The 20,528-nt window shown below is 40.9% G+C and carries 14 protein-coding genes; 5 read left to right on the top strand and 9 right to left on the bottom strand.

What is annotated here, in order from left to right:
- Positions 1-17: 17 nt before the first annotated feature.
- The 5 genes from ihfB to serC form a co-directional block, all read right to left on the bottom strand.
- Positions 18-308: an integration host factor subunit beta gene (gene ihfB / locus AAC852_RS17340; RefSeq protein ID WP_038269281.1), complete on the bottom strand. Its 291-nt coding sequence runs from the start codon at positions 306-308 to the stop codon at positions 18-20.
- 74 nt (positions 309-382) lie between these two features.
- Positions 383-2,056: a 30S ribosomal protein S1 gene (gene rpsA / locus AAC852_RS17345; RefSeq protein WP_340622066.1), complete on the bottom strand. Its 1,674-nt coding sequence runs from the start codon at positions 2,054-2,056 to the stop codon at positions 383-385.
- Between the two features lie 192 nt (positions 2,057-2,248).
- Positions 2,249-2,935: a (d)CMP kinase gene (gene cmk, locus AAC852_RS17350; protein ID WP_340622067.1), complete on the bottom strand. Its 687-nt coding sequence runs from the start codon at positions 2,933-2,935 to the stop codon at positions 2,249-2,251.
- Between the two features lie 224 nt (positions 2,936-3,159).
- The gene (aroA, locus tag AAC852_RS17355; protein ID WP_340622068.1) at positions 3,160-4,443 is read right to left on the bottom strand and encodes a 3-phosphoshikimate 1-carboxyvinyltransferase; all 1,284 of its coding nucleotides are present in this window, start codon (positions 4,441-4,443) and stop codon (positions 3,160-3,162) included.
- A gap of 99 nt (positions 4,444-4,542) precedes the next feature.
- Positions 4,543-5,631, bottom strand: a complete 1,089-nt coding sequence (gene serC, locus AAC852_RS17360; protein ID WP_340622069.1) for a 3-phosphoserine/phosphohydroxythreonine transaminase — start codon at positions 5,629-5,631, stop codon at positions 4,543-4,545.
- Positions 5,632-5,980: 349 nt separating this feature from the next.
- Between serC and AAC852_RS17365 the strand changes: the two genes are divergently transcribed.
- Positions 5,981-9,037, top strand: coding sequence for a non-ribosomal peptide synthetase (locus AAC852_RS17365; RefSeq protein ID WP_340622070.1), 3,057 nt, complete (start codon positions 5,981-5,983; stop codon positions 9,035-9,037).
- 66 nt (positions 9,038-9,103) lie between these two features.
- Here the strand turns inward: AAC852_RS17365 and ansB are convergent, their stop codons facing one another.
- Positions 9,104-10,147 carry an L-asparaginase 2 gene (gene ansB, locus AAC852_RS17370; protein ID WP_340622071.1) on the bottom strand — a complete coding sequence of 348 codons (1,044 nt, stop codon included), beginning with the start codon at positions 10,145-10,147 and terminating at the stop codon, positions 9,104-9,106.
- A gap of 150 nt (positions 10,148-10,297) precedes the next feature.
- Here ansB and ycaO point away from each other — a divergent pair, with 150 nt between their 5' ends.
- From ycaO to pflA, 4 genes are all read left to right on the top strand, one after another.
- On the top strand, positions 10,298-12,067 hold the full coding sequence (gene ycaO, locus AAC852_RS17375; RefSeq protein WP_340622072.1) for a 30S ribosomal protein S12 methylthiotransferase accessory factor YcaO: 1,770 nt from the start codon (positions 10,298-10,300) through the stop codon (positions 12,065-12,067).
- A 327-nt stretch (positions 12,068-12,394) separates the two neighbouring features.
- Positions 12,395-13,246 carry a formate transporter FocA gene (focA, locus tag AAC852_RS17380; protein ID WP_340622073.1) on the top strand — a complete coding sequence of 284 codons (852 nt, stop codon included), beginning with the start codon at positions 12,395-12,397 and terminating at the stop codon, positions 13,244-13,246.
- Positions 13,247-13,303: 57 nt separating this feature from the next.
- Positions 13,304-15,586 (top strand): formate C-acetyltransferase, encoded by a 2,283-nt coding sequence (gene pflB / locus AAC852_RS17385; RefSeq protein ID WP_340622074.1) that lies wholly within the window; start codon positions 13,304-13,306, stop codon positions 15,584-15,586.
- A 138-nt stretch (positions 15,587-15,724) separates the two neighbouring features.
- Complete coding sequence (gene pflA / locus AAC852_RS17390) at positions 15,725-16,465, top strand: pyruvate formate lyase 1-activating protein (RefSeq protein ID WP_340622075.1); 741 nt, start codon at positions 15,725-15,727, stop codon at positions 16,463-16,465.
- A 599-nt stretch (positions 16,466-17,064) separates the two neighbouring features.
- Here the strand turns inward: pflA and serS are convergent.
- From serS to lolA, 3 genes are all read right to left on the bottom strand, one after another.
- On the bottom strand, positions 17,065-18,354 hold the full coding sequence (gene serS / locus AAC852_RS17395; RefSeq protein WP_340622076.1) for a serine--tRNA ligase: 1,290 nt from the start codon (positions 18,352-18,354) through the stop codon (positions 17,065-17,067).
- Between the two features lie 162 nt (positions 18,355-18,516).
- Complete coding sequence (locus AAC852_RS17400; protein WP_340622077.1) at positions 18,517-19,860, bottom strand: replication-associated recombination protein A; 1,344 nt, start codon at positions 19,858-19,860, stop codon at positions 18,517-18,519.
- A 7-nt stretch (positions 19,861-19,867) separates the two neighbouring features.
- The gene (gene lolA / locus AAC852_RS17405; RefSeq protein WP_340622078.1) at positions 19,868-20,479 is read right to left on the bottom strand and encodes an outer membrane lipoprotein periplasmic chaperone LolA; all 612 of its coding nucleotides are present in this window, start codon (positions 20,477-20,479) and stop codon (positions 19,868-19,870) included.
- Between the last annotated feature and the right edge of the window lie 49 nt (positions 20,480-20,528).

Here is a 20,528-nt window from a genome sequence, read left to right on the forward strand (position 1 = left end):
AAGTAATAACTTCTATCTTAGCTGTTGCTATAGATATTCACGCGGTCACGTAATTCTTTACCGGGTTTAAAGTGAGGAACGTATTTACCGTCCAGTTCGACTTTATCACCCGTTTTGGGATTACGACCCACACGCGGAGCTCGGTAGTGAAGAGAAAAGCTGCCGAACCCGCGAACTTCAATACGTTCACCGGAGGCCAGTGTTTCTGCCATATGATCAAGCATTTCTTTCACTGCATCTTCAACGGCTTTAGCCGGCATATGAGATTGTTGCTCAGCAAGTCTTTCAATTAACTCAGACTTGGTCATGGTACCTCCCTAAACTACCGTATTCGGGTAATATTATCATATCCGAAAATATTACCCGCCGTTATTGACTTAGATTATTCGCCTTTAGCTGCTTTGAAAGCTTCAGCCATTGCGTTGTTAGCAAAGTTCACATCTTCTTGCTTGTTCACAGAAGCGATAGCATCTTTTTCATCAGCTTCGTCTTTCGCACGAACAGACAGGTTGATTACGCGGTTTTTGCGGTCAACACCAACATATTTGGCTTCGATTTCATCGCCAACGTTCAGAGCTTGAGTTGCATCTTCAACGCGGTCACGAGAAGCTTCTGATGCACGCAGGTAACCTTCAACGCCGTTAGCTAATTCAACTGTAGCACCTTTTGCGTCAACTGCAGTTACTTTACCATTAACAATAGTACCTTTCTTGTTTACAGACAGGTAGTTATTGAATGGATCTTCTGCCAGTTGCTTGATGCCCAGAGAGATACGCTCACGCTCTGCATCTACTTGCAGAACTACAGCAGCAATTTCGTCGCCTTTTTTGTATTCACGAACTGCTTCTTCACCTGCCACGTTCCAGGAGATGTCAGACAGGTGAACCAGGCCGTCGATACCGCCGTCCAAACCGATGAAGATACCAAAATCAGTGATTGACTTGATTTTACCTTCAACACGGTCGTTTTTGTTGTGAGTTTCAGCAAATTGCTGCCAAGGGTTAGCTTTACACTGTTTCAGACCCAGCGAGATACGACGACGTTCTTCATCGATATCCAGAACCATAACTTCCACAACATCACCAACATTAACAACTTTAGATGGGTGGATGTTTTTATTAGTCCAATCCATTTCTGAAACGTGTACCAGACCTTCAACGCCTTCTTCGATTTCAACGAAGCAGCCGTAGTCAGTCAGATTAGTTACGCGACCAGTCAGTTTAGTACTTTCTGGATAACGTTTAGCGATTGCTACCCATGGATCTTCACCCAATTGTTTCAGACCCAGAGATACGCGAGTACGCTCACGATCGAACTTCAGTACCTTAACTGTGATTTCATCACCCACATTGACGATTTCGCTTGGGTGTTTAACACGTTTCCAAGCCATATCAGTAATGTGCAGCAGGCCATCAACACCGCCCAGATCAACGAATGCACCGTAGTCAGTCAGGTTCTTAACGATACCTTTAACTTCCATGCCTTCTTGCAGGTTTTCCAGCAACTGATCACGCTCTGCGCTGTTTTCAGATTCGATAACCGCACGACGGGAAACAACTACGTTATTGCGTTTTTGATCCAGCTTGATGACTTTGAACTCAAGCTCTTTGCCTTCAAGGTGAGCAGTATCACGAACTGGACGAACGTCAACCAGTGAACCTGGCAGGAACGCACGGATACCGTTCAGTTCTACAGTGAAGCCGCCTTTTACTTTACCGTTGATAATACCGGTAACAGTTTCAGCTTCTTCATATGCTTTTTCCAGCATCAGCCATGCTTCGTGACGTTTCGCTTTTTCACGGGACAGGATAGTTTCACCGAAACCATCTTCTACCGCATCCAGAGCTACGTCAATTTCATCGCCAATTTGGATTTCCAGCTCGCCCTGAGCATTTTTGAATTGCTCTACAGGAATAGCAGATTCTGATTTCAGACCTGCGTCAACCAATACAACGTCTTTATCGATAGCAACGACAACGCCACGTACGATTGCACCTGGACGAGTTTCGATAGCCTGTAGGGATTCTTCAAAGAGTTGAGCAAAAGATTCTGTCATTTTAATGATCTTCAAGGTTTTAAATTAACGTCCATCTAGCATCCAGCCGAATGGGGTTGTTTTACATACCTCGCAACATTCCTTGTTACAAGGTGTTGGTATGCCAGTATATTTCACTACCCACATACCAGAATTCTCTATACATCGTCTTGATGTGCAGTTGCAATAGTATAATATGCGAAAAGAGGTAATCTAAACATGTAATGTTAACGTATTTCTCACATAACTCAGTGCCTTAGCGATCACTTCTTGAATAGACATATTAGTCGAATTTAAGATCAATGCATCCTGTGCCGGCACTAGTGGTGCAACTGCCCGATTGCGGTCGCGGAAATCCCGCTCTTGTATCTCGGACAAAAGGCTTTCAAAGTTAACACTAAAACCTTTTTCCTGCAACTGCAACATACGCCTGCGAGCACGTTCTTCCGCACTGGCATCAAGAAAAATCTTTACTGGTGCATCAGGGAAAACGACAGTTCCCATATCACGGCCATCAGCAATCAAGCCCGGAGCAACACGAAAAGCCCGTTGCCGACGTAGCAATGCTTCACGGACACGCGGGAAAGTTGCCGCCTGAGAGGCAGTATTACCCACAGTTTCTATACGGATTTCATTACTGACATCTTCACCTTCAAGAATCACTCTGAGCTTGCCATTTGCAGGAACAAAACGAACATCCAGATTTGCAGCCAGAGGAACCAGTGAGTCTTCAGACTGGATATTCACTTGATGGTGGATGGCAGCTAGTGCCAGCACACGATAAATGGCCCCTGAATCAAGCAATTGCCAATCCAATGCTTCAGCCAGTGCCTGACATAATGTTCCCTTGCCTGCACCACTTGGCCCGTCAACGGTGATTACTGGGGCTATTGCTGTCATTCATTTCCCTCCTTTTTTGGCTTTGCATAGCGCTTTCAGCATTGCTTTCCGACATCACTGACGGATTAACTACGAATGCAAAAAATTGCTCAATTAGCAATCAATAAAATATGCCTTATTATACCTACTCAGAAGATGAGTGGAATAAATACATCATAATTAATCAACAAATTTCGCCATGAATATATACTCTTTATTTCAGCTGCCACGATACGGCTCGAAATCTATTGGGTATAGCTGATGGATTCAAGTTGTTTGAAATAATCGGGGAATGTTTTCGCTGTACAGCCAGGATCAAGGATAGTTACTGGGGTATCCGAAAAAGCAACCAATGAAAAACACATCGCAACGCGATGATCGTTATAGGTTTCAATTTCAGCAAACTTCAGTTTTTCTGGTGGAACAATGCGTATATAATCATACCCTTCTTCTACTTCAGCACCAACTTTACGCAGCTCAATCGCCATAGCATTAAGACGATCAGTTTCTTTTACCCGCCAGTTATAAATATTACGAATAGTGGTTTCACCTTTGGCAAATAGTGCAGTTGTCGCGATAGTCATAGCAGCATCAGGAATCGCATTCATATCCATATCGATGCCAATCAATGCGCCGCGTTCGCATTCTACAAAATCATTCCCCCAACGTATGGTCGCGCCCATTTTCTCCAACACATTTGCGAATTTCGTATCACCCTGCAAGCTGTTTTTGCCAATACCTGTAACGCGAACTGTGCCACCTTTAATCGCAGCAGCAGCAAGAAAATAGGATGCAGATGAAGCATCACCTTCGACCAGATAATGCCCCGGTGATTGGTATTGCTGTTGTCCCTTAACACGAAAAACTTGATATTGTTCGTTTTCCACTGCTACACCAAAACTGTTCATCAATGCTAGTGTAATATCGATATAAGGTTTAGAAACCAGCTCTCCTTGAATATGAATTTCGCTGTCATGCAACGCCAAAGGTGCTGCCATCAATAAAGCGGTCAGAAATTGACTAGAAACACTACCATCTACAACAACTTTTCCACCAAGAAAACCGCCTTTGATACGCAACGGAGGGTAATTTTCTTGTTCAAGATAATCTATTTGAGCCCCGCCTTGACGTAAGGCATCCACTAAATGACCGATAGGACGTTCTTTCATTCGTGGTTCACCAGTCAGAATAACATCGTTATGTCCCAGACATAATGCAGCAGCCAGTGGCCGCATTGCTGTTCCTGCGTTCCCCAAGAATAGTTCCAGTCCATTTTTACCAGTTATAATTCCGCCAATGCCATCCACTTCACAGGCAGTTCTATCATCTGACAAACGATAGGAAATACCCAATTCTGTCAACGCATTAAGCATATGGTAAATATCATCACTATCTAATAAATTGGTCAGATAAGTTGTCCCTTTAGCAAAGGCAGCAAGTAATAATGCACGGTTGGAAACACTTTTGGAACCGGGTAAATTAATAGTTCCATTAATGCAGGATATAGGTTGTAGCGTCAGGGATTGCATAAACAGCGGGTTCTCCGATTGGTAACATAATGTATTTTTAATTGATGAGATAGATTCATATCGGGAGGTTTTATGCCTCCCGATCCAATAATAAAATTATTATGCGTTACGGCGCTCAAAATCTGCCATAAATTCGACCAATGCCTGAACACCTTCATACGGCATCGCGTTATAGATTGAAGCTCTGGCTCCTCCGGCGACTTTATGTCCTTTCAAAGCATGTAATCCTTGCGAATAGGCTTCTTCCAAGAATTTGCCATCCAGAGCCGGATTTGCCAACTGGAATGGCACATTCATGATAGAACGGTTTTGCGGTGCAACACGGTTGATATACAGGTTACTGTTATCAATAGCCTGATACAGGTTTTCAGCTTTTGCATAATTACGTTTTTTAATTTCCTGTAAACCACCTTGTTCTTTCAACCACTTGAACACCATACCAGAGAGATACCATGCAAATGTTGGTGGCGTGTTATACATAGAGTCATAATTAGCCTGTACGGTATAATCCAGAATGGAAGGGGTGTGCTGATGCGCTTTACCCAACAAATCTTCACGGATAATCACGGCCGTAATCCCTGCCGGCCCGATATTTTTCTGAGCACCTGCATAAATGACACCATAACGGCTTACATCAATCGGTGCAGAAAGAATGGTTGAAGAATAATCGGCAACTACAATCTTATCATCGCCAAAATCCGGCTCTTCAAAAATAGCAATGCCATCAATAGTTTCATTAGGGCAATAATGAACATAAGCAGCATCCCGACTTAAAGCCCATTCACTCATTGGCTTCACACTTTTAATGCCATCTGTTTCGGTTAGAATATTAATGACATTAGGTGTACAATATTTTTCTGCGTCTTTAGCCGCACTTTCAGCCCAATAACCGCCAACGATATAATCTGCTGATGTTTTATTGCCAAGTAAATTCAATGGCAATGCTGAAAACTGGCCTCGAGCACCACCGTGACAAAATAGCACTTTATAATTATCAGGTATCGATAATAAATCCCGGAGATCTTTTTCTGCTTCAGCCGCAACAGAGACAAATTCTTTGCTGCGATGACTGATCTCCATAACCGACGTTCCTAGTCCATGCCAGTTGCAAAGCTCTTGTTCCGCACGACGTAATACTTCTGCTGGCAACATGGCTGGGCCAGCACTGAAATTATATACCTGACTCATTAACTCACCCTATCATTATGGATACAATAAAAATCGGACGTATTGGTTTTATCACTCCCGCTCTGCCTCTGCAATGGTTATTACCAGATTCTTGTTAACTTGCAGTTAGGTCATGCTGCTTGTAGTCAAGATATTAATCTGACCAATAAAAAACTAATTATCTCCGATTAATAATTCTGTTTTCATTATTTGAATTCATATCATTTAATAAAAACATGAATATCAAATTATATGTAATACGCTTCAAAACCATTCATCTTAAATTACTTATCTACTATTGATACCGTAAGAAATACCCCCCTGCTATATAAATAAATACAATTATTAATTAATTGCGAAAGGAATAATAATGATTCACACAATGATAAATACCACATCTCATAATTTAGAAAGTAAATCAATAACTCCGACTAACTGTGATTTGATTAATATTCTTATACAAAAAACTTCAGAAAATCCTGACCACCATGCAATAATTACGGAAGAACGTACAATCAGTTACCGAGAATTAATCTATCAAGCACGATCATTGGCATTTCACTTATACAATCTGAGCGTGAAATATGAAACTCCCGTCGCTATTTTACTGGAACCCGGGATCGAACAAGTTATTAGTCAAGTTGCCATTCTAATGGTAGGTGGAAGTTGTGTCCCTTTCGATCCTGCCATGCCTGATAACAGATTATGCTTTATGTTACAAGACTTAAAAATAAATCTGACATTAACAACTCAACAATATCAAGAGCGCCCCTTACCAACAAATTTCGTTATTATTAAACAAAATATACTGGAAATCTCAAAGACTGAAGATTTTCCTAATATTCATAGAGGAAAAAACCATCGCTCCCACATCTTATTCACTTCCGGAACCACTGGAACCCCTAAAGCAGTTGAAATTGAAGCTCGCGGTATTCTCCGCTTCGTAGTTAATCCAACTCATATCAATTTAACTGCTACTGATATAATGGCCTCTATTTGTAATCCTACATTTGATGTTTATCTGTTCGAAGTCTGGATAACTTTATTAACTGGAGCTTCAATAGTTATTATTCCAAAAAAAATAATTATTGATCCTTATTTATTTAAAGCCACATTGGAAAAGTTCTCTGTGAGTTGTCTGATTATGACGGCTACTTTATTCCACTTAACTGTTCAAACATGTCCTCAAGCATTTCGTCACTTACATTACCTTCTCATAGGTGGTGAAACACTAAATTCACATATTTTACGCCAAGTTTTACAATTCAACCCTCCCCAACATTTCATAAACTGCTATGGCCCCACTGAAAGTACCATCATGGCCCTAACCTATGAAACCAAGTTAGACGAATTAATAGAAAACAATGTACCAATAGGAAGGCCAATTGCTAATGCCGATATTTATATTTTGGATGAACAACAACAACCTGTTGCGCCAAATCAAATAGGTGAGATATATCTTGCAGGCGAGGGTTTAGCCCGTGGTTATTGGAATCGTCCAGAAATTAATGCTCAACATTTCATGATGATTGACGTTGGGAAAAATAACCAATTAAAAAGAATATACAAAACCGGTGATTTAGGCTGGCAACGTTCTGATGGTGTTTATATGTATGCAGGACGGATAGATAATCAGATAAAAATACGCGGACATCGTATCGAAATTGAAGAAGTAGAAACTCAGCTATTGAAAAGCCAACTACTACAATCAACAGCTGTATGCGTAGTAAAAAAAGAGAATACAGAACCCTACTTAATTGCTTTTATCATTCCTAAAGAATCAGAAGCTTTCTCCAAACAAACACTCACTCAATGGGTGAGTCATCATTTACCTAATTATATGCACCCCCGGATTGTCGTTGTTGAACATATTCCTCTTACCCAAAATGGTAAAATGGATAGAGCTCGTTTGCTAGCGGAATATTCGAAGAATCAAAAACAACAATTTCTGTCTCAATTAAATACTGAAATGAGCGAAGAGGAATTGATAATTTTAAATATTTGGAGTCAAATCTTAGATAATTACGATATTACATTAGATAGCGATTTTTTTCAGTCAGGAGGTAATTCATTACAAGCTGCCAGACTTATTATTGATATCGGGAATAAGATACAGAGGCGTTTACCTATTCAGCTCTTATATGACTCATCCACGCCAAGAAAACTGGCAACAAGCCTACAACAAAATAAGAACGATCCCACTGATCTATGTGCTGTTATGCTTAAAGATAGCCAACTTCCTTCCGATATCCAACCGTTATCTCAACCAATTAAACCATGGCTAGATTCAAACTCAGGGCGAGTATTATTAACCGGTGCAACGGGATTTCTAGGCGCATTTTTCCTACGCGACCTTTTGTTGCAAAATGAAATTAATAAGGTCATTTGTCTGGTACGTGCTCATAATAATGAGGCTGCTCTACTGAAAGTTAAGGAAAACCTGAATCAATATGGTCTATGGAAAGAAGAATTTCTCTCACGATTGCAAGTTATTGCCAGTGATATTGCAAAACCGCAATTTGCTCTGAGCCAACAAATTTATGAAAATCTATCTACAGGATGTGATGTTATTTTTCATTTGGCCGCGCATGTAAATTATTCTCAACCTTATTCCATACATTACTCTAGCAATATCTTAGGAACACTAAATGTATTACGCTTTGCTGTGAGTCAGAAAATAAAACCTCTACACTATGTGTCCACTATTGCTGTTTTTGGTCCCGTCGGGCTTTTCTCTACTGTACCCAGAATATATGAAGATGACGACATAACATCTTACTTGCCCAGCTTAAAATATGATTCAGGATATACACAAAGTCAGTGGGTTGTTGAGCAAATAATATGGCAGGCCAGAGACAGAGGAATACCTCTTGCAGTATATCGCCCTGGTTTTATCATGGGAGATAGTTTGACTGGAGCGAGTAATCCCAACGATTTTGTCTCCAGGTTGGTCAAAGGCTGTATAATGATCAAAGCTTATCCATTACTAGCTAATCAACGAAAAGAGTTCGTTCCAGTTAATTATGTCAGCAAACTCTTACTTGATATTTCTCGCAATAATCGCAACCTGGGAAAAGCTTATCACTTGGTTTCACCTGACAATAAGCAATCTGTCGATTTAAATCCATTCTTTGAATTACTTAATCAGTGTGGTTATCACCTCAAAGACATGCATTATTCTGAGTGGCTAAAAAAATTAGAAACAGATCAAAAGCTGATAGATAACCCTCTTTTACCATTACTGCCCATGTTATCTGAAAAAGTTTATGGTGAGCTTACACGGTGGGAGGCGTATGAAAATATGCCCGCATATGATGCAAAAAATACAGAATCAGCACTAGAGACATCCATTATATATACACCAATGGATAGTGATCTTCTAAAACGTTATCTTACTTACTGGAAAAAAATAGGTTTTTTGTCATAGCGTAGAGTTTATATTTTATACAATACAGAAAGACGTTTTTAAACGTCTTTCTGCCTGGATCAGGAATTAATATTTAGAAAACATTTCCTGAATTTTTGCTGGATCTGAAGTTTCAGTCAGAGCCAGTTGCAGAAGAACACGTGCTTTCTGCGGGTTCAAACGTTCTGATGCTACAAAACCATATTTGCTGTCATTAACTTCAGCATTCTGAGTAGTGTAACCGAAAGGAATACGGCTAGAGCGAACAACTACAACGCCATCTTTAGCTGCTTGAGCCAGTGTGTCCAAAATGGATTTATAGATATTACCGTTACCTACACCCGCGCTGATAATTCCTTTATAACCATTTTCCACAAATGCTTTTGCTGGCAGATCAGAAGCATTCGAGTAGTTATAAACGATACCTACTTTTGGCAATTCGTTCAGTTTGCTGACATCAAAAACAGCTTTATCAGCTCTTACTGGTGCAACAGAGTAGTAGTTAACTTTACCGTTATGAATAAAACCCTGTGAACCCGCATTTACTGCCTGGAATGCCTGAACTTCGGTGGTGCTCAACTTACTGATGTCACGACCATGAATAACAGAGTCATTCATAGCTAACAAGACACCACGGTTTGCGGAATTTTTATCTGCTGCTACAGCTACTGCATTATAGAGATTCAATGGACCGTCAGCACCCAGAGCAGTGGATGGACGCATTGCACCAACCATTACAATTGGTTTACGGCACTGAGTAGTCAGGTCAAGGAAGTAAGCGGTTTCTTCCATAGTATCAGTACCGTGAGTGATTACAAAACCATCAGTTTTATCACAATCAGCATTGATCTTTTTCGCCAGAGTCAGCCAAACTTGATCGTTCATGTCCTGTGAACCAATGCTAACAACCTGCTCCCCTTTCAGATCAGCAATATTTTTGATAGCAGGAACAGCATTCAGCAATGAATCAATACCTACTTTACCCGCAGTATAACTGGACTGAGTTGCAGATTCACCACCCCCAGCGATTGTGCCACCCGTTGCCAACACAGTAATGTTTGGCAAAGCAAACGCAGAACCACTGACTAAAGCCAGAAAACTAGCTATTGCTGTTTTTTTGATCTTTTTCATTATTCAACCTCTTGTAAAAAAAGCTATTTTAGTATGTATAAGAGAAATAAATAAACTCTAATTAACAATAATTTTTTGGAATTAAATAGAGGAGACAAAAAAAACTTCGTATGATATGCAATTCTTAACAGAAATCGAAGTGAATAAACGATGACGCAAACCTATATCCCAGGCAAAGATGCCGCACTGGAAGATTCAATTAATAAATTCCAGCATAAATTGAACTCTCTTGGCTTTAATATTGAAGAAGCCTCATGGCTAAATCCTGTTCCGAATGTCTGGTCAGTACATATCCGCGATCGCGATTGTCCATTGTGTTTTACTAACGGTAAGGGAGCCAGTAAAAAAGCAGCATTAGCCTCTGCATTAGGTGAATACTTTGAGCGTCTATCAACAAATTATTTTTTCGCTGATTTTTATCTTGGAAATACAATTGCTAAAAGCGAATTTGTTCATTATCCAAACGAAAAGTGGTTTCCTCTACCGGAAGATGATTCCTTGCCAGAAGGTATTCTGGACGAACATTTGCACCATTTTTACAATCCTGCCAATGAACTTTGTGGCAGTCAGTTGATTGATTTGCAATCCGGTAATGAAGAACGTGGGATCTGCGCATTGCCATTCACACGTCAGTCCGATAATAAAACCGTTTATATTCCAATGAATATCGTTGGGAATCTGTATGTTTCAAACGGTATGTCAGCAGGTAATACCATAAACGAAGCTCGTGTTCAGGGACTATCCGAAGTATTCGAACGCTATGTGAAAAACCGCATTATCGCAGAATGCATTAGTTTACCTGAAATTCCACAAGTTGTGATGGATCGCTACCCCGGTGTTGTTGCATCAGTCAATAAATTGCAGGAAGAAGGTTTCCCACTCTATTGCTATGATGCTTCTCTGGGCGGTCAATTCCCGGTGATCTGCGTTGTACTGTTCAACCCCAATAACGGCACATGTTTTGCCTCTTTTGGTGCTCACCCTGATTTTGGTGTTGCGTTAGAGCGTACCGTAACAGAACTTTTACAAGGCCGCAGTCTGAAAGATCTTGATGTCTTTACACCACCAAGTTTCGATGATGAAGAAGTTTCTGAACACACAAATCTGGAAACTCACTTTATTGATTCAAGCGGCGCAATTAGCTGGGATTTGTTCAAACAAGATGCTGATTATGAATTTGCCGACTGGGATTTCAGCGGAACAACAGAAGAAGAATTCGCAACTTTGATGAGCATTTTCACATCGCTGGATGCAGAAGTTTATATTGCTGATTATGAACATCTTAGTGTTTACGCCTGCCGCATTCTGGTGCCGGGTATGTCAGATATTTATCCGGTTGAAGATCTGTACATTGCCAATAATACGATGGGAACTCATTTGCGTGATACGATTCTGTCCTTGCCGGATAGCCAATGGCAACCAGAAGAATACCTTGCCTTCCTTGAGCAAATAGACGAAGAAGGGCTGGATGATTTTACCCGCGTGCGTGAATTATTAGGAATTGCAGCAGGTAAAGATAACGGCTGGAGCAACTTGCGTATTGGTGAACTAAAATCCATGTTGGCACTGGCAGGTCATGATCTGGAACAGGCTCTGATATGGGTTGAATGGACACAAGATTTCAACTCTTCTGTCTTCACAGCAGAAAGGGCAAATTATTATCGCTGCCTGCATACCCTACTATTGCTTACCCAAGAAGAAGATCGTGATCCAGGCCAATATCATCAAGCTTTTGTCAAAATGTACGGTCAGAAAGCGGTAGAGGCTGCATCTTCAGCCATTGATGGTAAAAACTGTTTCTACGGATTATGGTCTATCGATTCAGAATTAAAAGCATTACCAGCCCATCAAGCATTATTGAATGCTTATGAAAAACTACAAAAAGCCAAACGGGATTTTTGGATAAATAAACAGGGATAAATAACCTGTTAAATTAAAGTTATTTTCTGGCAAAATTAAAACTCAGGTTAAATTACATTTATTTTCAAATAACAAATAAATGACAATTTAACCTGTTATTTTACTTTTCCTGTATTTTTCTCAAAATTCTTCATATAAAATACTTTTATAATTTTTAAAAAATATTTTTTAAATAGATATCAAAAAGTTAATCCAAAAAAAGACTATTTTAACAGCAATAATTCACTAGGCTTTCTATTTAATATGATCTATATCAAATTCAGGTCAATGCCCATTTGTTACTATCATCACGTGCTATAATTAACTGAGAAAAAAGAGAGTGTTAGTATGAAAACTGACAACCCTTTTAATTTATATCCACCTGCTGTAATGGCACAAATTGCTGATGATAGCGGTGTATATAAAGTCAATAAACATTTCGCAGTAACTTATTTATCAGCAATCATGGCTGGTGTATTTATTTCCATTGCTTTCGTCTTTTATATTACGGTTACAACAGGAACTTTTTCCATTCCTTATGGTTTAGCTAAATTGACCGGTGGTATCTGTTTCTCCCTGGGCTTAATGTTAATAATAATATTTGGTGTCGATCTCTTCACTTCCACAGTACTGACCATTGTTTCAAAAGCAACGGGCCGTATTACCTGGTCACAAATGTTCAAAAACTGGATTAACGTTTATATCGGTAATCTGATTGGAGCTTTATTTTTTGTCACTTTAATGTGGCATTCAGGTCAACATACCGCCGCCAATGGTTTTTGGGGCCTGAACGTATTACAGGTAGCCGATCATAAAATGCACCATACCTTTATTGAGGCATTATGCTTAGGCATTTTAGCTAATCTGATGGTATGCCTTGCTGTCTGGATGAGTTATGCAGGCCGCAGCCTTGTTGATAAATTATTTGCATTAATTCTGCCAATTAGCATGTTTGTCGCAAGCGGCTTTGAACACAGCATTGCTAACATGTTTCTGATCCCTTTTGGAATTGTTATTAAAGAATTCGCTACCGCTGAATTCTGGGAAAAAGTAGGAACAACACCGGAGCAATTTCCCCAACTGACAGTCTCAAATTTTATTACTGATAACCTGCTACCAGTTACGATTGGTAACATCATTGGTGGTTCGATATTGGTTGGGTTGACTTATTGGTTCATTTATTTACGTGGTAGCCGCTGACATTAATTTGCTTCCACACCAAATTTCCAAGTTCTACGGTTAAAAGGTAAAAGTATCATGTCTGAGTTAAATGAAAAATTCTTTGTAGCATGGCAAGACTTTAACGAAGGTAGCTGGCAGAATGAAGTCAATGTTCGTGACTTCATTCAGAAAAACTACACTCCATATGAAGGTGATGAATCATTTCTTGCAGGCGCTACAAAAGCGACGGATATTTTGTGGGAAATGGTCATGGAAGGTATCAAAATCGAAAACCGCACTCATGCTCCGGTTGATTTTGATACTGACATTGCGTCTACAATTACCTCTCATGATGCTGGTTATATTGAAAAAGATCTAGAACAAATCGTTGGTCTGCAAACTGAAGCGCCACTGAAACGTGCCATTATTCCATTTGGTGGGATTAAAATGGTTGAAGGCTCCTGCAAAGCATACAACCGAGAGCTGGATCCAAAACTGAAACAAATTTTTACTGAATATCGTAAGACCCACAATCAGGGGGTATTCGATGTTTATACGTCTGATATTCTGAAATGCCGCAAATCCGGTGTACTAACTGGTTTACCTGATGCTTATGGCCGCGGTCGTATTATCGGTGATTATCGTCGTGTTGCACTGTACGGTATTGATTTCCTGCGTGATGAAAAGTATGCACAATTCACCTCATTGCAAGAAAAATTGGAAAATGGCGAAGATCTGGAAGCAACTATTCGCCTGCGTGAAGAGATTTCAGAACAACATCATGCTCTTGGTCAAATTAAAGAAATGGCTGCTAAATATGGCTACGATATTTCCGGCCCTGCGACCACCGCCAGGGAAGCTGTACAGTGGACTTATTTTGCCTATCTGGCTGCTGTAAAATCTCAAAATGGTGCTGCAATGTCTTTCGGCCGTGTATCCAGCTTTCTGGATATCTATATTGAGCGAGACCTGCAAGCGGGCAAATTGACTGAACAAGAAGCACAAGAGCTAATCGACCATCTGGTGATGAAGCTGCGCATGGTTCGTTTCCTGCGTACTCCGGAATACGATGAGTTGTTCTCCGGTGATCCGATTTGGGCTACTGAATCAATAGCCGGTATGGGTCTGGATGGTCGTACCCTTGTTACCAAAAACAGTTACCGTTTCTTGAATACGCTGTACACAATGGGGCCATCTCCGGAACCCAACATGACCATTCTGTGGTCTGAAAAACTACCAGCCAACTTTAAAAAATACGCAGCAAAAGTGTCTATCGATACTTCATCCTTGCAGTATGAAAATGATGATCTGATGCGTCCCGATTTCAACAGTGATGATTACGCCATTGCATGTTGCGTCAGCCCAATGGTTGTTGGCAAACAAATGCAGTTCTTCGGTGCCCGTGCAAATCTGGCGAAAACCATGTTGTATGCGATTAATGGTGGTGTAGATGAAAAACTGAAAATGCAGGTTGGCCCGAAGGAAGCCCCCATGAAAGATGATGTTTTGGATTATGATAAAGTCATCGAACGCATGGATCACTTTATGGACTGGCTGGCAAAACAGTACGTCACAGCGCTGAATATCATCCACTACATGCATGATAAATACAGCTATGAAGCCTCCTTAATGGCACTGCATGATCGGGATGTTCACCGTACTATGGCATGTGGTATCGCAGGTTTGTCTGTGGCGGCAGACTCTCTGTCCGCGATCAAATATGCAAAAGTATCACCAATCCGTGATGAGAATGGCCTGGCGATTGATTTCAAAATCGAAGGTGAATATCCCCAGTTTGGTAATAATGATACTCGTGTTGATGATATTGCCTGCGATTTGGTTGAACGTTTCATGAAGAAAATTCAGAAATTGCAGACCTATCGTAATGCAGTACCAACTCAGTCTGTATTAACCATTACCTCTAACGTTGTTTATGGTAAAAAAACGGGTAACACACCTGATGGCCGTCGTGCAGGTGCCCCATTTGGGCCGGGCGCTAACCCAATGCACGGTCGTGACCAAAAAGGTGCGCTGGCTTCACTGACCTCAGTTGCTAAGCTACCATTTGCTTACGCGAAGGATGGTATCTCTTATACCTTCTCTATCGTACCTAACGCTCTGGGTAAAAATGACGAAGCACGCAAAACGAATCTGGCAGCTCTGTTGGATGGCTATTTCCATCATGAAACCGATATTGAAGGTGGTCAACATCTAAACGTTAACGTAATGAATCGTGAAATGCTAATAGATGCAATGGAAAATCCTGAAAAATATCCTCAGTTGACGATCCGTGTATCTGGCTATGCAGTACGCTTCAATTCTCTGACTAAAGAACAGCAACAGGATGTCATTACGCGTACATTTACGCAAACAATGTAAATATTTATTAGTCGCATCGTGTTACCTTAAAAAGGCCATAATTTTCTAATCGAGCAAAATGGCATACACTCCAAGGCCCCTGTAAAATCGGGGCCTTTACTCTCTCAGCATCCAATCAGTTTTTGGAGAAACCCTTTCATGTCGGTACTTGGCCGTATCCACTCTTTTGAATCCTGCGGAACCGTTGATGGTCCTGGTATCCGTTTTATCGCGTTTTTCCAAGGCTGCCTAATGCGTTGTCTTTATTGCCATAATCGGGATACATGGGATACGCATTGCGGCAAAACGGTAACTGTCGAAGAACTTATCAAGGAAGTAACAACTTATCGCCATTTTATGAATGTCTCAGGTGGTGGAGTCACAGCATCAGGTGGAGAAGCCATCCTTCAAGCTGAATTTGTCCGTGATTGGTTCAGAGCTTGCCATGCAGAAGGTATTCACACTTGTTTAGATACCAATGGCTTTGTTCGCCGCTATGAACCAGTAATTGATGAGCTGCTGGATGATACCGATTTAGTGATGCTGGATCTAAAACAACTTAACGATGATATTCACCGGGAACTGGTCGGTGTTTCCAATCATCGAACGCTCGAATTTGCCCATTATCTGGCAAAACGCAATCAAAAAACATGGATCCGCTATGTGGTTGTACCCGGATGGTCAGATGATGATAAATCTGTCCACATGCTGGGAGAATTCACTAGGGATATGAAGAACATCGAGAAAATTGAATTATTGCCTTATCATGAGCTTGGAAAGCATAAATGGATTGCCATGGGTGAAGAATACAAACTAGAAGGGGTAACACCACCTTCTAATGAAACGATGGAGCGAGTGCAACGAATCCTAACTAGTTACGGACATCATATAATTTATTGAGTCCAATATTCTTCCAACCGTCACAAAATAAATCATTACAAATAGCAACTGGTTCAATGATAAATTGCAACCAGTTTTGTGCTAAAAAATCATTTTATCATTTAAATATTGTGCAAATTTAAACCCGATGTTTTTATCAGACAACGTTCTATAACAAACTACCATATTATAAATTCAGGTGCACTTTTTACACAATTTGATTTCACTCAATAACTATTGAATTATTAATAAATTACATCCACGTCATAAATACATTAACTAAAAAAGTATTAAAACAAACTCATTTAACAATATGATAAAAAATCATTTCTTGATGATATACCATTTAAAGTACAAGATGATTTTATTGATTGCCTATAAAAGGAAAATTAATTTTAGTTAGTGCAGCAGAGCCTGTACTTCTGATTGGTAATTTTTCTTTTATACATCTTATCATTCTTATTTTCAGTATTTTCATTTTTACAATCAGTTCTATACCCAATGGATTTCAAGTTGCGTCGCAGCGGCAAGGGAACGCATCTTATAGGCCAGGATAAAACATAAATTATTGTTGATAAAAAAGCGCCTGATATGGCGCTTTTTATTAAAGATACAAGGTATTAGCCAATATATTCCAGTCCTTTCATATAAGGACGCAATACTTCTGGAACTTCAATACGGCCATCTGCCTGCTGATAGTTTTCCATTACAGCAACCAGTGTACGCCCTACAGCCAAGCCAGAGCCATTCAGTGTATGCACTAACTGGGGTTTTTTATCATCTTTACTGCGGAAACGGGCCTGCATACGACGAGCCTGAAAATCCCACATATTAGAACAAGATGAAATTTCACGATAAGTATTCTGTGCAGGTAACCAGACTTCCAAATCGTAGGTTTTTCTTGCACTCGCGCCCATATCTCCGGTACACAGCAACATTTTACGGTAAGGTAATTCCAGTAACTGCAATACTTTTTCTGCATGCGCTGTCAGCTCTTCCAACGCTTCCATGGATTTTTCAGGATGAGCAATTTGAACCAGCTCAATTTTATCAAACTGGTGCATACGGATCAGGCCACGAGTATCGCGACCGTAAGAACCCGCTTCTGAGCGGAAGCAAGGGGTGTGTGCTGTCATTCTCAGAGGAAGATCACTCTCATCCAGAATTTCACCACGCACTAAGTTAGTCACAGGGACTTCCGCAGTTGGAATAAGTGCATAGTTACTGCCTGAATCTTCTGCCAGGGCCTTAGTGTGAAACAAATCTTCACCAAATTTAGGCAACTGGCCTGTACCGTATAGCGTGTCATGGTTAACCAGATAAGGCACATAAGTTTCCAGATAGCCATGTTGTTCAGTATGCAGATCCAGCATAAACTGCGCCAATGCACGATGCAGGCGGGCAATTTGCCCTTTCATCACGACAAAACGCGCACCTGTTAATTTCACTGCGGCAGCAAAATCAAGGCCATCAGTTAACTCACCCAACGATACATGATCTTTCACTTCAAAATCATACTGACGTGGTTCACCCCAACGGCTGATTTCCACATTATCACCATCATCTTTTCCGTCAGGAGAAGAATCATCAGGAATATTCGGCATGCCTAATGCGAGATCACGGATCTCAGCCTGCAATACTTCTAATTCAGCTTTTGCTGAATCTAGCTTTTCTCCCAATTGATTTACTTCCTGGCGCAATGGTTCAATATCTTCACCACGGGCTTTAGCTGCACCAATAGCCTTCGATCGGGAATTACGTTCTGCTTGCAGGGTTTCAGTTTCAACTTGTAAAACTTTACGGCGCTCTTCTTGTTTACGCACCGTCTCCACATCAAGGGTATAACCCCTGCGAGCCAGTTTTTCGGCGACTGCGTCTAGCTCGTTACGCAGCATATTTGGATCGAGCATGCTATTCCTGTGCTTGTTGTTGTTAAGAAACTTGTTGTTAAGAAACCAGTTGTTAAGAAAATAGTATTGAGAAAAAAGTTACTAAAACAGTAGCAAAATCAGTTTTGATTAACCAATCTGATATAAATTCTTTGCCATATGAACCTTACCGTATCAATGACATTAACGATAGCGTTTTGTTGAGCTACTTTGGTCCTGCTCCATCAACCAGTTTAATTTCTCACCAATTTTACTTTCCAGCCCTCTGTTGGTCGGGTGGTAATAACGAGTATGTTGCATCTCAGGTGGAAAATAAACTTCTCCCGCCGCATACGCATTGGGCTCATCGTGGGCATAACGATATTCTTCACCAAAACCCATTTCTTTCATCAACTTGGTTGGAGCATTACGCAGATGAGCAGGAACGTCATAATCCGACTTTTCTTGTGCATCTGCCATCGCTGCTTTAAATGCTGTGTAAACAGCATTACTTTTGGGAGCACAGGCAAGATAAACAATTGCCTGTGCAATTGCACGTTCTCCCTCTGCTGCACCAACACGGGTAAAACAATCCCATGCAGCAATTGCTATCTGCATTCCACGCGGATCAGCATTGCCTACATCTTCAGACGCTATTGCCAGTAAGCGGCGGGCAACATAAAGTGGATCTCCACCCGCGGTAATAATTCTGGCATACCAGTAAAGTGCAGCATCCGGTGAAGAACCACGGATTGATTTATGCAAAGCAGAGATTAAGTCGTAGTACCTATCCCCTTGATTATCGAATCGCGCACTCCGCTCTCCGCTAACCTCTTTCAGTAACTCTGGGGTCAGGATACGTTGCCCTTGTACATTGACTTCCGCCATATCCGACATCATTTCCAGCAAGTTCAGTGAACGACGCGCATCCCCTGCGACCAACTCAGCGACCATCTGACGAGTATTGTCCGGCAACACGATATTTTGCCCACCAAGGCCATGTTCTTTATCATTTATGGCCTGAATAAGCACTTGTTCTATTTCTGCTGGCGAAAGAGATTTCAATAAATAGACTCGCGCTCGTGATAACAGTGCTGAATTTAGCTCAAAAGAGGGGTTTTCAGTCGTGGCACCAATGAATGTGATGGTGCCATCTTCAATGTGCGGCAGAAAGGCATCTTGCTGGCTTTTGTTAAATCGGTGAACTTCATCGACAAACAAAATTGTTCTGCGCCCTGCATTGCGGTTCTGTCGTGCTTTCTCTATAGATTCACGTATCTCTTTGATACCGGATGTCACGGCAGAAATACGTTCAATATCCGCTTGCGCATAATAGCCGATAATTTCAGCCAGCGTCGTTTTCCCCGTGCCCGGCGGCCCCCACAAAATCATGGAGTGAAGATGACCTGCACGGATCGCCCTTGGCAAAGGTTTTCCCTTCGCCAATAGATGTTGCTGTCCAATATAACGATCCAGCGTAACTGGCCGCATTCTTGCAGCCAGTGGCTGAAACTCATTCTGTGAAAAATCGAGTGAAAGATTGTTCACTTAAACCTCACTGGCGCTGATCATCCAGCGTAACACCTTCTGGTAAAGTGAATTTGAATTTTGACGCATCTACGCTGGTATTCTGCTGCCCTTTCAACTGATATGCGCTTTTCTGACCGTCTTGTTCAACTGCCGTGAATTTTTGAATAGTACCATCAGGTGTCACTGTGATTGAAAAATGTTTCAGATTTCCATTGGCATTATTAGGCGTCAACTCAAAATTATTACCATTTTGTGTCACTCTGTATTGTTTCCAATCCGCAGGATCATTACGAGCAATCAACATAAATGGTGTATTGCCCGTAGCATCTTTCAGCCAATTAGCTGTTACTTGCTCAACAAAAGGATTGTAGAACCACAATGTTTTGCCATCAGAAATCAAAGTACTTTCATCAGGTGATGTCATATGCCAATTAAACAAATTGGGACGTTTAACCCAGAGTTGCCCTTCACCCTTTTGGATCGTTGAACCGTCACTGCTGGTAACAGTCTGGGTAAAGTTAGCGTGAAAACTATTTACCTGACTCAATCGTCCCTGTAAACTTTGTGCAGCATCAGCCCATGCAGAACTCACGCTCATTCCCATCATCAGACAACCAATCAACATCAGTTTTTTCATGTGTGAATACCTTCAATTCATATATTATCGGCATCACAATAACCGATGC

Source organism: Xenorhabdus siamensis (assembly GCF_037996745.1).
GTDB lineage: Bacteria > Pseudomonadota > Gammaproteobacteria > Enterobacterales > Enterobacteriaceae > Xenorhabdus > Xenorhabdus indica.

Coding starts and splice junctions, on each gene's coding strand:
- pflA (WP_340622075.1), top strand. CDS start 15,725: ATGTCGGTACTTGGCCGTATCCACTCTTTTGAATCCTGCGGAACCGTT.
- lolA (WP_340622078.1), bottom strand. CDS start 20,479: ATGAAAAAACTGATGTTGATTGGTTGTCTGATGATGGGAATGAGCGTG.
- ihfB (WP_038269281.1), bottom strand. CDS start 308: ATGACCAAGTCTGAGTTAATTGAAAGACTTGCTGAGCAACAATCTCAT.
- focA (WP_340622073.1), top strand. CDS start 12,395: ATGAAAACTGACAACCCTTTTAATTTATATCCACCTGCTGTAATGGCA.
- aroA (WP_340622068.1), bottom strand. CDS start 4,443: ATGCAATCCCTGACGCTACAACCTATATCCTGCATTAATGGAACTATT.
- serS (WP_340622076.1), bottom strand. CDS start 18,354: ATGCTCGATCCAAATATGCTGCGTAACGAGCTAGACGCAGTCGCCGAA.
- serC (WP_340622069.1), bottom strand. CDS start 5,631: ATGAGTCAGGTATATAATTTCAGTGCTGGCCCAGCCATGTTGCCAGCA.
- rpsA (WP_340622066.1), bottom strand. CDS start 2,056: ATGACAGAATCTTTTGCTCAACTCTTTGAAGAATCCCTACAGGCTATC.
- pflB (WP_340622074.1), top strand. CDS start 13,304: ATGTCTGAGTTAAATGAAAAATTCTTTGTAGCATGGCAAGACTTTAAC.
- ycaO (WP_340622072.1), top strand. CDS start 10,298: ATGACGCAAACCTATATCCCAGGCAAAGATGCCGCACTGGAAGATTCA.
- AAC852_RS17365 (WP_340622070.1), top strand. CDS start 5,981: ATGATTCACACAATGATAAATACCACATCTCATAATTTAGAAAGTAAA.
- ansB (WP_340622071.1), bottom strand. CDS start 10,147: ATGAAAAAGATCAAAAAAACAGCAATAGCTAGTTTTCTGGCTTTAGTC.
- cmk (WP_340622067.1), bottom strand. CDS start 2,935: ATGACAGCAATAGCCCCAGTAATCACCGTTGACGGGCCAAGTGGTGCA.